This window comes from Streptomyces sp. NPDC006134, from assembly GCF_040628835.1.
Classification (GTDB): Bacteria; Actinomycetota; Actinomycetes; order Streptomycetales; family Streptomycetaceae; genus Streptomyces.
The window spans coordinates 44428-57953 of the sequence record NZ_JBEXTV010000030.1; the positions used below are offsets into that span (position 1 = coordinate 44428).

At 73.5% G+C, this 13526-nt stretch carries 16 protein-coding genes; 4 read left to right on the forward strand and 12 right to left on the reverse strand.

Annotated features, from left to right (window positions below):
- Nucleotides 1-26 precede the first annotated feature (26 nt).
- Both ABZ340_RS20635 and hisI read right to left on the reverse strand, forming a co-directional pair.
- Complete coding sequence (locus ABZ340_RS20635; protein ID WP_358783237.1) at nt 27-1520, reverse strand: anthranilate synthase component I; 1494 nt, start codon at nt 1518-1520, stop codon at nt 27-29.
- Between the two features lie 11 nt (nt 1521-1531).
- Nucleotides 1532-1936 carry a phosphoribosyl-AMP cyclohydrolase gene (gene hisI, locus ABZ340_RS20640; protein ID WP_358783238.1) on the reverse strand — a complete coding sequence of 135 codons (405 nt, stop codon included), beginning with the start codon at nt 1934-1936 and terminating at the stop codon, nt 1532-1534.
- 82 nt (nt 1937-2018) lie between these two features.
- Here hisI and ABZ340_RS20645 point away from each other — a divergent pair, with 82 nt between their 5' ends.
- Entirely contained in the window at nt 2019-2654 is a 636-nt protein-coding gene (locus ABZ340_RS20645) for a TIGR03085 family metal-binding protein (protein WP_358783239.1), read from the forward strand.
- A gap of 31 nt (nt 2655-2685) precedes the next feature.
- Here the strand turns inward: ABZ340_RS20645 and hisF are convergent, their stop codons facing one another.
- The 8 genes from hisF to hisD are packed head-to-tail and all read right to left on the reverse strand — an operon-like array spanning nt 2686 to nt 8451.
- Entirely contained in the window at nt 2686-3441 is a 756-nt protein-coding gene (gene hisF, locus ABZ340_RS20650) for an imidazole glycerol phosphate synthase subunit HisF (protein WP_358783240.1), read from the reverse strand.
- Nucleotides 3438-3842 carry a RidA family protein gene (locus tag ABZ340_RS20655; RefSeq protein ID WP_358783241.1) on the reverse strand — a complete coding sequence of 135 codons (405 nt, stop codon included), beginning with the start codon at nt 3840-3842 and terminating at the stop codon, nt 3438-3440. The genes hisF and ABZ340_RS20655 overlap by 4 nt, the downstream gene beginning before the upstream one ends.
- A gap of 16 nt (nt 3843-3858) precedes the next feature.
- Nucleotides 3859-4581: a bifunctional 1-(5-phosphoribosyl)-5-((5-phosphoribosylamino)methylideneamino)imidazole-4-carboxamide isomerase/phosphoribosylanthranilate isomerase PriA gene (gene priA, locus ABZ340_RS20660; protein ID WP_358783242.1), complete on the reverse strand. Its 723-nt coding sequence runs from the start codon at nt 4579-4581 to the stop codon at nt 3859-3861.
- Nucleotides 4582-4585: 4 nt separating this feature from the next.
- Complete coding sequence (hisH, locus tag ABZ340_RS20665) at nt 4586-5254, reverse strand: imidazole glycerol phosphate synthase subunit HisH (protein ID WP_358783289.1); 669 nt, start codon at nt 5252-5254, stop codon at nt 4586-4588.
- 17 nt (nt 5255-5271) lie between these two features.
- Nucleotides 5272-5436 carry a hypothetical protein gene (locus ABZ340_RS20670; RefSeq protein ID WP_358783243.1) on the reverse strand — a complete coding sequence of 55 codons (165 nt, stop codon included), beginning with the start codon at nt 5434-5436 and terminating at the stop codon, nt 5272-5274.
- A complete protein-coding gene (hisB, locus tag ABZ340_RS20675) occupies nt 5433-6026 on the reverse strand; it encodes an imidazoleglycerol-phosphate dehydratase HisB (RefSeq protein ID WP_358783244.1) in 594 nt (197 codons plus the stop codon). Before hisB ends, ABZ340_RS20670 begins: the two co-directional genes overlap by 4 nt.
- Nucleotides 6023-7129, reverse strand: coding sequence for a histidinol-phosphate transaminase (locus ABZ340_RS20680; protein ID WP_358783245.1), 1107 nt, complete (start codon nt 7127-7129; stop codon nt 6023-6025). Before ABZ340_RS20680 ends, hisB begins: the two co-directional genes overlap by 4 nt.
- Nucleotides 7126-8451, reverse strand: a complete 1326-nt coding sequence (hisD, locus tag ABZ340_RS20685; protein WP_358783246.1) for a histidinol dehydrogenase — start codon at nt 8449-8451, stop codon at nt 7126-7128. The genes ABZ340_RS20680 and hisD overlap by 4 nt, the downstream gene beginning before the upstream one ends.
- 207 nt (nt 8452-8658) lie before the next feature.
- Here hisD and ABZ340_RS20690 point away from each other — a divergent pair, with 207 nt between their 5' ends.
- The 3 genes from ABZ340_RS20690 (at nt 8659) to ybaK (ending at nt 11861) form a co-directional block, all read left to right on the forward strand.
- Nucleotides 8659-10236, forward strand: coding sequence for an oxidoreductase (locus ABZ340_RS20690; protein ID WP_358783247.1), 1578 nt, complete (start codon nt 8659-8661; stop codon nt 10234-10236).
- A 318-nt stretch (nt 10237-10554) separates the two neighbouring features.
- A complete protein-coding gene (locus ABZ340_RS20695; RefSeq protein ID WP_358783248.1) occupies nt 10555-11295 on the forward strand; it encodes an LON peptidase substrate-binding domain-containing protein in 741 nt (246 codons plus the stop codon).
- A gap of 65 nt (nt 11296-11360) precedes the next feature.
- The gene (gene ybaK, locus ABZ340_RS20700; RefSeq protein ID WP_358783249.1) at nt 11361-11861 is read left to right on the forward strand and encodes a Cys-tRNA(Pro) deacylase; all 501 of its coding nucleotides are present in this window, start codon (nt 11361-11363) and stop codon (nt 11859-11861) included.
- 57 nt (nt 11862-11918) lie between these two features.
- On the opposite strand, the gene ABZ340_RS20705 is transcribed toward ybaK, so the two are convergent.
- A complete protein-coding gene (locus ABZ340_RS20705) occupies nt 11919-12665 on the reverse strand; it encodes an AAA family ATPase (protein ID WP_358783250.1) in 747 nt (248 codons plus the stop codon).
- 34 nt (nt 12666-12699) lie between these two features.
- The gene (locus tag ABZ340_RS20710; RefSeq protein WP_358783251.1) at nt 12700-13521 is read right to left on the reverse strand and encodes an ABC transporter permease; all 822 of its coding nucleotides are present in this window, start codon (nt 13519-13521) and stop codon (nt 12700-12702) included.
- Nucleotides 13522-13526 lie beyond the last annotated feature (5 nt).

The following is a 13526-nucleotide window of genomic DNA, read 5'->3' on the forward strand; positions in this document are numbered from 1 at the left end:
GGGCGAACCGTCACCCGGGGTTCATCTCAGGCCTTTCCCAGCCGGTTCGCCGTGTGGACGGCCCGCAGGACCGCCGCCGCCTTGTTGCGGCACTCGGTGTCCTCGGCGACCGGGTCGGAGTCGGCGACGACACCGGCGCCCGCCTGGACGTAGGCGGTGCCGTCGCGCAGCAGGGCGGTGCGGATGGCGATGGCGGTGTCGGAGTCGCCCGCGAAGTCGAGATAGCCGACGCAGCCGCCGTACAGGCCGCGGCGGGACGGCTCCAGTTCGTCGATGATCTGCAGGGCGCGCGGCTTGGGCGCCCCGGAGAGGGTGCCGGCCGGGAAGCAGGCGGTCAGCACGTCGAAGGCGGTCCGGTCCGGCGCGACGCGGCCGGTGACGGTGGAGACGATGTGCATGACGTGCGAGTAGCGCTCGATCGACATGAAGTCGACGACCTCGACGGAGCCGGGCTCGCAGACCCGTCCCAGGTCGTTGCGGCCCAGGTCGACGAGCATGAGGTGCTCGGCGCGCTCCTTGGGGTCGGCGAGGAGTTCGTCGGCGAGGGCCTGGTCCTCCTGGGGGGTGGCGCCGCGGGGCCGGGTGCCGGCGATGGGGTGGAGCATGGCCCGCCCGTCCTCGACCTTGACCAGCGCCTCGGGAGAGGAGCCGACGACGTCGAACCCGTCGAAGCGGAACAGGTACATGTACGGGGAGGGGTTGGTGGCCCGCAGCACCCGGTAGACGTCGAGGGCGCTCGCGGTGCACGGCGTCTCGAAGCGCTGGGAGGGGACGACCTGGAAGGCCTCCCCGGCCCGGATGCGCTCCTTGATGTCCTCCACGGCCGCCTGGAAGTCGGGGCCGCCCCACAGCGCGGTGTACTCGGGCAGTTCGGAGGGGGGCAGCGCGGCCGGGGGCTGGGCGACCGGCCGGGACAGGTCGGCCTCCATGGCGTCCAGGCGGGCGACGGCGTCGGCGTATGCCTCGTCGACGCCGGTGTCGAGGTCGTTGTGGTTGATCGCGTTGGCGATCAGCAGGACGGAGCCCTCCCAGTGGTCCATGACGGCGAGGTCGCTGGTGAGGAGCATGGTGAGCTCGGGCAGGCGCAGGTCGTCCCGGTCGCCGGGGCCGACCTTCTCCAGGCGGCGCACGATGTCGTAGCCGAGGTAGCCGACCATGCCGCCGGTGAAGGGCGGCAGGCCGAGGTCCTGGGCGAGGTCGCGGGGGGTGTGCAGGGTCTCGACGGTGGCGCGCAGCGCGGCGAGCGGGTCGCCGCCGGTGGGGACGCCGACGGGCGGGGTGCCGAGCCAGTGGGCCTGCCCGTCCCGCTCGGTCAGCGTGCCGGCGCTGCGCACGCCCACGAAGGAGTAGCGGGACCACGAGCGCCCGTTCTCCGCGGACTCCAGCAGGAAGGTGCCGGGGCGCTCGGCGGCCAGCTTGCGGTAGAGCGCGACCGGCGTGTCGCCGTCGGCGAGGAGCTTGCGGGTGACCGGGACGACCCGGCGGTCGACGGCCAGCTTGCGGAACGTTTCGAGGTCCATGGCGGCCGACCCTACTGATCCGCGGGCGCCGCGCCGGAAGCGGCGCCGTCGCCGTTCTCGAGCAGCACGTCGGCGTCGAAGCAGGTGCGGGCGCCGGTGTGGCAGGCGGCGCCGACCTGGTCGACCTTGACCAGGACGGTGTCGGCGTCGCAGTCCAGGGCGACGGACTTCACCCGCTGGACGTGACCGGAGGTGTCGCCCTTGACCCAGTACTCCCGGCGGCTGCGCGACCAGTAGGTGCAGCGGCCGGTGGTGAGCGTGCGGTGCAGCGCCTCGTCGTCCATCCAGCCGAGCATCAGCACCTCACCGGTGTCGTACTGCTGGGCGATGGCGGGCAGGAGGCCGTCGGGGCTGCGCTTGAGGCGCGCGGCGATCTCCGGGTCGAGGCGGCTGGGCCGGGAGGGCGTGCTGGTCATGCCGACCATTGTGCCGCGCGCGTCCGGTCCGTCCGCGCCGCGTTCACTGTGCGGACGCGCCACCCGGCCGTAGGCTGACTCCATGTCGACATTCGCCAAGCGTGAACGGCTTCTGCTCGCCGACCTGCTGGAGACGGCCGGGCCGGACGCCCCCACCCTGTGCGAGGGGTGGCGCACCCGTGACCTCGCCGCGCACGTGGTGGTGCGCGAGCGCCGGCCCGACGCGGCCGGCGGCACCCTGATCAAGCAGCTGGCGACGCGGCTGGACCGGGTGATGGAGGAGTACGCCGCGAAGCCGTACGAGGAGCTGATCCAGCTCATCCGCACCGGCCCGCCCCGTTTCTCGCCCTTCTCCCTCAAGCAGGTCGACGAGGCGGCGAACACCGTCGAGTTCTACGTCCACACCGAGGACGTCCGCCGTGCCCAGCCGGACTGGACGCCCCGTGAGCTGGACCCGGTCTTCCAGGACGCCCTGTGGTCCCGTCTGGAGCGCACCGCCCGCCTGGTGGGCCGCGGCATCCCGACCGGCCTGGTGCTGCGCCGCCCCAACGGCCAGACGGCGGTCGCCCACCGCGGCACGCCGGTGGTGACGGTGACCGGCGAGCCGTCCGAGCTGCTGCTGTTCGCCTTCGGCCGGCAGAACGCGGCCACGGTGGAGCTGGACGGGGAGAAGGACGCGATCGCCCGGCTCCAGGAGACCAAGCAGCTCGGGATCTGACCTTGGCGGGGCGGCCGCGCCCGGCGCGGGGTCACCGCACCGGGTGCCCCGCCTCCCGCAGCGTCTGCTTCACCTGGCCGATCCGCAGGTCGCCGAAGTGGAAGACGGAGGCCGCCAGGACCGCGTCGGCGCCCGCCGCGACGGCGGGCGGGAAGTCGGCGAGCCTGCCGGCGCCGCCGGAGGCGATCACCGGGACGGTGACGTGCTTGCGGACGGCGGCGATCATCTCCAGGTCGTAGCCGTCCTTGGTGCCGTCGGCGTCCATGGAGTTCAGCAGGATCTCGCCCGCGCCCAGCTCGGCCGCCCGGTGCGCCCACTCGACGGCGTCGATGCCGGTGCCGCGGCGGCCGCCGTGGGTGGTCACCTCGAAGGAGCCGGTCCCGGTACGGCGGGCGTCGACCGACAGGACCAGCACCTGGCGGCCGAAGCGCTCGGCGATCTCGCGGATCAGGTCGGGGCGGGCGATGGCGGCGGTGTTGACGCCGACCTTGTCGGCGCCCGCGCGCAGCAGCTTGTCGACGTCCTCGGCGGTGCGGACGCCGCCGCCCACCGTGAGCGGGATGAAGACCTGCTCGGCGGTGCGGCGCACCACGTCGTACGTCGTCTCGCGGTTGCCCGACGAGGCGGTGATGTCCAGGAACGTCAGCTCGTCGGCGCCCTCGGCGTCGTACACCTTGGCCATCTCGACGGGGTCGCCCGCGTCGCGCAGGTTCTGGAAATTGACGCCCTTGACGACCCGGCCGTTGTCCACGTCCAGGCAGGGAATGACTCGGACCGCCAGGGTCATGACTGCTCGGCTCCTCTGAATGCCTCTATCTCGACCTCGACCAGGATGCGCGGGTCCACGAAGCCCTCCACCACGAGGAGGGTGGACACCGGACGCACCGGGCCGAAGATTTCCTTGTGGGCGCGGCCCACCTCGTCCACGTCCCGGGCGTGCGTCAGGTACATCCGGGTGCGGATCACGGACTCGACGCCGAGCCCGAACGCGCCGATCGCCTCCAGGGCGGTGGTGAAGGCCGTTCTGGCCTGTTCGTACGGGTCGCCCTCCCCGTACAGCACGCTGCCCCTGAAGGAGGTCGTGCCTCCCACCAGGACACGGTCGCCCGCCGCGACGGCGCGTGCGAAACCGAAGGACTCCTCCCAGGGACTTCCGCTCTGCACGCGCCGCACGGCTCCGGACGTCATGACGCTGTGTCCTTTTTCAAGAGGTGATCTCCAGGGCCTCTTCCAGGGTGAACGCCTTCGCGTACAGCGCCTTCCCGACGATGGCGCCCTCGACGCCGAGCGGGACCAGCCCGGCGATGGCGCGCAGGTCGTCCAGGGAGGAGACGCCGCCGGAGGCGACGACCGGGCGGTCGGTGGCCGCGCAGACGTTCTTCAGGAGGTCGAGGTTGGGGCCCTGGAGGGTGCCGTCCTTGGCGATGTCGGTGACGACGTAGCGGGCGCAGCCCTCCTTGTTCAGGCGCTCCAGCGTCTCGTAGAGGTCGCCGCCGTCGCGGGTCCAGCCGCGGCCGCGCAGGGTGGTGCCGCGGACGTCGAGGCCGACGGCGATCTTGTCGCCGTGCTCGGCGATGACCTTGGCGACCCACTCGGGGGTCTCCAGGGCGGCCGTGCCGAGGTTGACGCGGGTGCAGCCGGTGGCGAGGGCGGCGGCGAGGGTGTCGTCGTCGCGGATGCCGCCGGACAGCTCCACCTTGATGTCCATGGCCCGGGTGACCTCGGCGATCAGCTCCCGGTTGTCGCCGGTGCCGAACGCGGCGTCCAGGTCGACCAGGTGCAGCCACTCGGCGCCCGCCTGCTGCCAGGCCAGGGCGGCCTGGAGCGGGGAGCCGTAGGAGGTCTCGGTGCCGGACTCGCCGTGCACGAGGCGGACGGCCTGGCCGTCGCGGACGTCGACGGCGGGGAGGAGTTCGAGCTTGGCCATGTCTCTACAGGGTTCCGATCCAGTTGGTGAGGAGCTGGGCACCGGCGTCGCCGGACTTCTCGGGGTGGAACTGCGTGGCCCACAGGGCGCCGTTCTCGACGGCCGCCACGAACGGCTTGCCGTGCGTGGACCAGGTGACCTTGGGCGCGGTCAGGGCCGGGTTGTGGGTCTCCAGCGTCCAGTCGTGGACGGCGTAGGAGTGCACGAAGTAGAAGCGCGCGTCCGCGTCCAGGCCGGCGAACAGTTCGGAGCCGGCCGGCGCCTCGACGGTGTTCCAGCCCATGTGGGGCACGACGTCGGCCTGGAGCGGCTCGACCGTGCCGGGCCACTCGTCCAGGCCCTCCGCCTCGACCCCGTGCTCGATGCCGCGGGCGAAGAGGATCTGCATGCCGACGCAGATGCCCATGACGGGGCGCCCGCCGGACAGGCGGCGGTCGATGATCCAGTCGCCGCGCGCCTCCTTCAGGCCCTGCATGCAGGCGGCGAAGGCGCCGACGCCGGGCACCAGCAGGCCGTCGGCGTTCATCGCCGTGTCGAAGTCGCGGGTGATCTCGACGTCGGCTCCCGCGCGCGCCAGAGCGCGCTCGGCGGAGCGGACGTTGCCGAAGCCGTAGTCGAAGACGACGACCTTCTTCGCGGGTGACTTCGCGGACGTGCTCGCGGATGTGTTCACGGACGTGCTCGCCGTGCTCAATTCCACACCTCCAGACGCAGGACCCCGGCGGCCAGGCACATCACGGCGCCGACGGAGAGCAGCACGATCAGGCTCGTGGGCATCTTCTGCTTGACGAAGGAGATGATCCCGCCGATCAGGAAGAGGCCGACGACGATCAGGGCGGTCGAGGTGCCGTTCACAGCGCGCCCTTCGTCGAGGGCAGGATGCCGGCGGCCCGCGGGTCGCGCTCGCTGGCGTAGCGCAGGGCCCGCGCCAGCGCCTTGAACTGGCACTCCACGATGTGGTGCGCGTTGCGCCCGTAGGGCACGTGCACGTGCAGGGCGATCTGGGCCTGGGCGACGAAGGACTCCAGGATGTGCCGGGTCATCGTGGTGTCGTACTCGCCGATCATCGGCGCCATCTTCTCGGGCTCGGTGTGCACGAGGTAGGGGCGGCCGGAGAGGTCGACGGTGACCTGGGCGAGGGACTCGTCCAGCGGGACCGTGCAGTTGCCGAAGCGGTAGATGCCCACCTTGTCGCCGAGGGCCTGCTTGAAGGCGGCGCCCAGCGCGAGGGCGGTGTCCTCGATGGTGTGGTGGGAGTCGATGTGCAGGTCGCCCTCGGTCTTGACGGTCAGGTCGAACAGACCGTGCCGGCCGAGCTGGTCGAGCATGTGGTCGTAGAAGCCGACCCCGGTGGAGATCTCCGTGCGGCCGGTGCCGTCGAGGTCGATCTCGACGAGGACCGACGTCTCCTTGGTGGTGCGTTCCACGCGTCCTACGCGGCTCATGCGTTCAGCTCCTTCTTCAACTCACGGACCGCGTCGAGGAACGCGTCGTTCTCCTGCGGCGTCCCGGCGGTGACGCGCAGCCACCCCGGCACGCCGTTGTCCCGGACCAGGACGCCCCGGTCGAGGATCTTCCGCCACACCGCGTGGGCGTCGGCGAAGCGCCCGAACTGCACGAAGTTCGCGTCCGATGCCGTCACCTCGTAGCCGGCCGCGCGCAGTTCGGCGACGAGCCGGTCCCGTTCGGCCTTGAGCTGCTCGACGTAGGCGAGCAGCGTGTCGGTGTGCTCCAGGGCGGCCAGCGCGGTGGCCTGGGTGACGGCCGACAGGTGGTACGGCAGCCGGACGAGCTGGACGGCGTCGACGACGGCCGGGTGCGCGGCGAGGTAGCCCAGGCGCAGGCCCGCCGCGCCGAACGCCTTCGACATGGTGCGCGAGACGACGAGGTGCGGGCGCCCGTCGAGCAGCGGCAGCAGCGAGGCGCCGTGGCTGAACTCGATGTACGCCTCGTCCACGACCACCATCGACGGCTTGGCCGCCTGCGCGGCCTCGTACAGGGCGAGGACCGTCTCGGGCGGGACCGCGGTGCCGGTGGGGTTGTTGGGGGAGGTGATGAAGACGACGTCCGGGCGGTGCTCGGCGATCGCCTTCTCGGCGGCGGCCGGGTCGATCGTGAAGTCCTCGTTGCGGGGACCGGAGATCCAGCCGGTGCCGGTGCCGCGTGCGATGAGGCCGTGCATCGAGTACGACGGCTCGAAGCCGATCGCGGTGCGGCCCGGCCCGCCGAAGGTCTGCAGCAGCTGCTGGAGGACCTCGTTGGAGCCGTTGGCGGCCCACACGTTCTCGACGCCGACGGGGTGGCCGGAGGTCTTCGTCAGGTAGGCGGCGAGCCGGGTGCGCAGTTCGACCGCGTCCCGGTCGGGGTAGCGGTTCAGGCCGCGGGCGGCCTCGCGCACCCGCTCGGCGATCCGCTCGACCAGCGGCTCGGGCAGCGGGTACGGGTTCTCGTTGGTGTTCAGCCGTACGGGCACGTCGAGCTGGGGCGCGCCGTAGGGGGACTTGCCGCGCAGCTCGTCCCGTACGGGGAGATCGTCAATGCCGGTCACTTGCCCTCGGGAACCTTCCAGTCGAACCGGGCCTTGATCGCCGCGCCGTGCGCGGGCAGGTCCTCCGCCTCGGCCAGCGTCACCACGTGGTGCGCGACCTCGGCCAGCGCGTCCCTGGTGTAGTCCACGACGTGGATGCCGCGCAGGAAGGACTGGACGGACAGGCCCGAGGAGTGGCAGGCGCAGCCGCCGGTGGGCAGGACGTGGTTGGAGCCGGCCGCGTAGTCGCCCAGCGAGACCGGGGCCCAGGGGCCGATGAAGATCGCGCCGGCGTTCTTCACCCGGTCGGCGACCGCGGCGGCGTCGGCGGTCTGGATCTCCAGGTGCTCGGCGCCGTAGGCGTCGACCACGCGCAGGCCCTCCTCGATGCCGTCGACGAGCACGATCGCGGACTGCCGGCCGGACAGGGCCGGGCGGATGCGGTCCTCGACGTGCCTGGTCGCGGCGACCTGCGGGGCCAGTTCCTTCTCCACCGCGTCCGCGAGCCGGACGGAGTCGGTGACGAGGACGGCGGCGGCCAGCGGGTCGTGCTCGGCCTGGCTGATCAGGTCGGAGGCGACGTGCACCGGGTCGGCCGTGTCGTCGGCGAGGACGGCGATCTCGGTCGGGCCGGCCTCGGCGTCGATGCCGATCTTGCCGGTGAAGTAGCGCTTGGCGGCGGCGACCCAGATGTTGCCGGGGCCGGTGACCATGTTGGCGGGCGGGCAGGACTCGGTGCCGTGGGCGAACATCGCGACGGCGGTGGCGCCGCCGGCGGCGTACACCTCGTCGACGCCGAGCAGTTCGCACGCGGCGAGGATCGTCGGGTGCGGCAGGCCGCCGAACTCGGCCTGCGGCGGGGAGGCGAGGGCGATCGACCCGACGCCGGCCTCCTGGGCGGGCACGGCGTTCATGACCACGGAGGACGGGTAGACGGACCGGCCGCCGGGGGCGTACAGGCCGACGCGCTCCACCGGCACCCACTTCTCGGTGACCGTGCCGCCGGGCACGACCTGGGTGGTGTGGGGGGAGCGGCGCTGGGCGCGGTGGACGAGGCGGGCGCGGCGGATCGACTCCTCCAGGGCCGCGCGCACGGCCGGGTCGAGCCGCTCCAGGGCGTCGGTGAGCGCCTGCCGCGGCACCCGGACGGATTCCAGCCGTACGCCGTCGAACTGCTCGGCGAAGTCGATCAGCGCCGCGTCGCCGCGATGATGCACGGCCTCGCAGATCGGACGCACCTTCTCCAGGGCGGCCGCTACGTCGAAGTCGGCTCGGGGCAGCAGGTCACGCAGGGCGGGGCCCTCGGGAAGGGCGTCGCCGCGCAGATCGATTCGGGAGATCACGCAACCAATTCTCTCAGACCCGCGTCCGGCACCGTCCGCACGTATCAATGGCTGATACGGAACGTGGCGGAAACCACCCCCGGTGCCACCCGTGTCCCACCGCCCGGAAGATCCTCTTCACGTTGTGCGTTCGAGCCGTCACACAGCGGGCATGAACGGTTGTACCGGAAACCGACTCGCGAGTAGCGGGGGACGGAGGCAAGCACCGTGACCGAGGGGACCGGGCTCGGCCCCGGGGACCTGCCGGCGGACCTGTCCGCCGCGGAGGCCGGCATGTGGCAGGCCTTCCGCAACGGCAGCGTGTACGACCTGAGCAGCGGGGACGCGCTGGCCGACGATCCGCACGGCGGGCAGCCGTGGGGCCCCGAGCGGACCGTGCGGGCGCGGATCGTGTGCTGGCTGCTGCTGGACGGGCCGCCCGCCCTGGCGGGCCGGGTGTCGTCGCTGAAACTCGTCGGCGTGCGGGTCAGCGGCGCGCTGGACCTGGCGGGCGGCACGGTCGCGCCCTACGTCGAGATGCGCGGCTGCCGCTTCGACCAGGACGTCCTGCTGCCGGAGGCGCGTTTCACCACCGTCCGGCTGGTGGACTGCTCGGTGCCGCGGCTGGAGGCGGCCCGGGTGCAGACCGAGGGGGACCTGCACCTGCCGCGCTGCCGCTTCCACCGCGGCATCCGGCTCACCGACGCCCAGATAGGCACGGACCTGCTGCTCAACCAGGCGATCGTGCACCGGGACCGCAGCGGCCGGTCGATCGCCGGGGACGGTCTGAGCGTCGGGCAGGACCTGCAGGCCGAGATGCTGGAGTCGCACGGCGAGCTGAGCCTGCGCGGCGCCACCGTCGGGGTCTCGCTGAGCCTGCGCGGCGCCCGGCTCAGCAACCCCCTGGCCCGGCTCGCGCTGAACGCCCCCCAGCTGTCGGTCGAGCGCACCCTGTACCTGACCCCGGCGGGCGTCGGCAGCCCGCTGCTCAGCGGCACCACCCCGGCGGAGGGCATCCGGGTGCAGCGGTTCGAGTGCGAGGGCGGGATGCGGCTGGACGACGGGCGGTTCGGCGACGCGGTCGACTTCGAGCAGGCCCGGTTCGCCCTCACCGACGAGCAGGAGCTGTCGCTGCGCCGGGTGCAGACGCCCGAGCTGCGCTTCCTCGGGGAGCGGCCGGCGCGGGGCCGGGTGGTGCTGTCGGGGGCGCGGGTCGTCAACCTGATGGACCGGGCGGACAGCTGGCCGGGCCCGGGCCGGCTGCACATGGGCGGCTTCTGCTACGAGAATCTGGTGCCGCGGGGCCCGTTCCCGCTGGCCGAGCGGCTGGACTGGGTGTCCGCCGCGACCGCCGAGTACAACCCCGAGCCCTACGAGCGGCTCGCGGCCGTGCTGCGGGCCGGGGGCGAGGACGAGGACGCCCGCGAGGTACTGCTCGCCAAGCAGCGCCGGCGCCGCGAGAGCCTGCCCCTCGGCCCCAAGCTGTGGGGGTACGCGCAGGACTGGACGGTCGCCTACGGCTACCGGCCGGGCCGGGCCGCGGTGTGGATGGCGGTGCTGTGGGCGGCGGGCTCGGTCGCCTTCGCGCACGCCGGGCACCCGCCCGTGAAGCGGGACGAGCATCCGGCGTGGGACCCCGCCCTGTTCGCCCTCGACCTGCTGCTGCCGGTCATCGACCTGGGCCAGACCGGCGCCTGGCAGCTGCGCGGCGGCTGGCAGTGGCTGGCCGCGGCGCTGGTCCTGCTGGGCTGGGTCCTGGCGACGACGGTGGCGGCGGGGGCGACCCGGCTGCTGCGCCGCAACTGAGGCTCCTGCCGGCGGCGGTGCCCTGGGAAGCGGAGGGACCGGCAGGCCCGTCTCTTCGCTCTTCCTTCCCCCGGGACCGAGGGCTTCCTTCCCCCGGGACCGAGGGCTTCCTTCCTCCGCGACCGGGAGCTTCCTTCTCCCGGGACCGGGAGCTTCCTTCTCCCGGGACCGGGAGACGGACGATCCGCCCGGCCGGTTCCCGGAGGTGCGCCGCGGGGTCCGCGCGGTGGTCGCCTCCACGCCGGCGGCGGGTTCCGGCCGTCCCCGATCCGGGCACGGCGCCCGTGTCCGGTGCGTCGGCCATTAGGCTTCTGCGTCGTGACCACCGTCCGGCTCCCCCTGTTCCCGCTGAACTCGGTGCTGTTCCCGGGGCTCGTGCTCCCGCTGAACGTCTTCGAGGAGCGCTATCGCGCCATGATGCGCGCGTTGCTGAAAACGTCCGAGGACGAGCCGCGCCGGTTCGCCGTCGTGGCGATCCGCGACGGCCACGAGGTGGCGCCGAGCGCGCCCGGCATGCCCGATCCGACGGCGCTGCCCGCGCGAGGGCCCGCCGCCGGGTTCGGCACCGACCCGGCCAAGGCGTTCCACAAGGTGGGCTGCGTGGCGGACGCGGCGACCATCCGGGAGCAGCCCGACGGCACCTTCGAGGTGCTGGCGACCGGGACGACCCGGGTGCGGCTGCTGTCGGTGGACGCCTCGGGCCCGTTCCTGACGGCCGAGCTGGAGCCGCTCGCCGAGGAGCCCGGGGACGAGGCCGGCGCGCTGGCCGAAGGGGTGCTGCGGGCCTTCCGCCAGTACCAGAAGCGGCTGGCGGGGGCGAGGGAGCGGTCGCTGGCGACCGGCGCGGACCTGCCGGACGAACCGGGCGTGGTCTCCTACCTGGTGGCCGCCGCGATGATGCTGGACACCCCCACCAAGCAGCGGCTGCTCCAGGCGCCGGACACCGCGTCCCGGCTGCGCGACGAGCTGAAACTCCTTCGCGCGGAGACGGCCATCCTCCGTACGCTGCCGTCGTTGCCCGCGTCGGAGCTGACGCGCGGGCCGACGAGTCTCAACTGAGTCCCAACCGACGTACCGAGACTCCCAACCGACGTACCGAGGCGACGAGTACGGGAACAGGCCGGATGGCGAAGAAAGCGAAGAAACAGCAGGCCGGTGGGACGCCCGCGACGGTGGCGCTCACCGCGGCCGGGGTGGACCACACGGTCCACTCCTACGAGCACGACCCCTCCCACCCCTCCTACGGGGAGGAGGCGGCCGAGGCGATGGGCGTCTCCCCCGACCGGGTGTTCAAGACGCTGGTGGCGGACGTGGACGGCGCCCTGACGGTGGCGGTGGTCCCGGTGGCGGGCCAGCTGGACCTGAAGGCGCTGGCGGCGGCGGTGGGCGGCAAGCGCGCGGCGATGGCCGACCCGGCGCTGGCGGAACGCACCACCGGCTACGTCCGCGGCGGGATCTCCCCGCTCGGCCAGCGCAAGAAGCTGCCGACGGTCCTGGACGCGTCGGCGACGGCGCACGGCACGATCTGCGTCTCCGCCGGCCGCCGCGGCCTGGAGGTGGAGCTCGCCCCCGGCGACCTGGCCCGGCTGACGGACGCGGTCCTCGCGCCCATCGGGCGTGCGTGACCTCCTGACGGGCGCGCCCCGGCGCCCGGGCCGCAGCACTACGCCCGGGCCCCGGCACTAGGGCGCCGGGGTTTTCCCGTGTGGGTCGTGCGGTCCGTGCGGCTCGTGCGGTCCGCGTGGGTCGTGCGGCCCCCCGTAGGGGCTCTGGGGGTACGGGCCGCCCTGCTGGTACTGGTACGGGTCGGGGTCCCGCGGCCCGAACAGCGCCGTGAGGCCCAGGTGGACGAGGAGGGCCGCCAGGGACCACGCCAGCAGCGCCCCCTTCGCCCCGAGCTTCAGCGGTGCCGGGAACGTCACGCCCCGGCCCACCTCCCGGGCGTGGGCGATCACGTCCTGGCCGGGGCCGAGCCACGCCCCGACCCGCCACGCCAGCAGGGAGCCGAGGATGCCTCCGACCCCGAGCCCGACCACCAGCGGCACGCCCCCGCGCCGCCGCAGCAGGAAGACGAGGACCGCGCTGACCACGCCGAAGGCCAGCGCCAGCAGCGTGAACGTCCCGTCGACGCCGACGGCCTGCTCGCCCTCGGTGTCCTGGAGGTAGACGACCCAGTTCCCGTCGGCCGGCTCCCCGACCAGGGGCACGCTCGGCGCCAGCCGCCACCACAGCACCCCGAGCAGCACCCCGGCGAGCGTCGCCCCGACGGCCGTCACGAGGGCCTCGCGCACTTCGGTCTTCATCCCGGGGCCGTCCTGTCCGTACGCGCCGCCCGTCGGGTGCGCGCCGGCCGGCGGCGGCATCAGCGGGTGGTGCCGGTGCGACGAGTGGTCGTGCGGGGGTGGAGGCGGAGTCAGAGGTGCGGTCACTCTGACATCGTGCCAGGCCCGCCCGTGCGGTGCGTCACCGGACGGCGGCCCGGCGATAGGCCCAGGTGGCGACGGCCAGCGAGACCACGCCGACCGCCCCGCACACGGCGAGGTCGCCGAGGACGAAGGCCCAGTCGGGCCCGCCCGCGAAGGTCCGGGCGAAGGCTTCCACGCCGTACGTCGACGGCAGCAGGTCCCGCGCCAGGCGCACCGCCTCCGGCATCCGCTCGGCCGGCAGCACGCCCAGCAGCAGCGCCGCCGACATGCCCAGCTGCCCCAGCAGCGTGGCCAGCTCCGGGCGCGGCGCGAGCAGGCCGAGGGCCGCCCCGAGCCCGGCGAGCGCGGCCCCGGCGAGCGGGATCACGGCCGCGAGCACCCACAGGTGAGCGAGCGGCAGCCCGAACAGCATGCACCCGAAGACGGCGGTCACCACGGTCCCCGGCACGGTGAAGGAGGCGTACGCGCCCGCCGCGCCCAGCACCACCGCGGCCGGGGGCACCGGCAGCGTCGCGTAGTGGTCGAGCCCGCCGCTGGCGCGCAGCTGGCCGAAGTACTGGGCGAGCAGGTTCAGCGCGACGAACGCCACGACGAGCACCGACGACCCGGCGACCACGGTCCGCGCCTCGCCGCCGCCGTCGACGACGCCGCGCATGAGGATCATGATCCCGATCGACTGGAAGGTCGCCACGAACAGCAGCGGGATCCGCGCCACGCGCGCGCGGGAGAGCTGGGCCCGGTAGACCGCCGCCAGCGAGGGCCACAACCGCGCCTTCGGCCCGAGCTCGGCCGCCGGCGCACCGGGCTCCCCGGCGGCCACGGCGCCGCCCGTCAGGACATCGGCGGGTACGACACTCACGTCGT

Bases quoted from the DNA above. Each gene is read 5' to 3' on its own strand.
- ABZ340_RS20645 (WP_358783239.1), top strand. From the start codon at position 2,019: ATGTCGACATTCGCCAAGCGTGAACGGCTTCTGCTCGCCGACCTGCTG.
- hisI (WP_358783238.1), bottom strand. From the start codon at position 1,936: ATGACCAGCACGCCCTCCCGGCCCAGCCGCCTCGACCCGGAGATCGCC.
- hisF (WP_358783240.1), bottom strand. From the start codon at position 3,441: ATGACCCTGGCGGTCCGAGTCATTCCCTGCCTGGACGTGGACAACGGC.
- ABZ340_RS20655 (WP_358783241.1), bottom strand. From the start codon at position 3,842: ATGACGTCCGGAGCCGTGCGGCGCGTGCAGAGCGGAAGTCCCTGGGAG.
- priA (WP_358783242.1), bottom strand. From the start codon at position 4,581: ATGGCCAAGCTCGAACTCCTCCCCGCCGTCGACGTCCGCGACGGCCAG.
- ABZ340_RS20635 (WP_358783237.1), bottom strand. From the start codon at position 1,520: ATGGACCTCGAAACGTTCCGCAAGCTGGCCGTCGACCGCCGGGTCGTC.
- ybaK (WP_358783249.1), top strand. From the start codon at position 11,361: ATGGCGAAGAAAGCGAAGAAACAGCAGGCCGGTGGGACGCCCGCGACG.
- hisB (WP_358783244.1), bottom strand. From the start codon at position 6,026: ATGAGCCGCGTAGGACGCGTGGAACGCACCACCAAGGAGACGTCGGTC.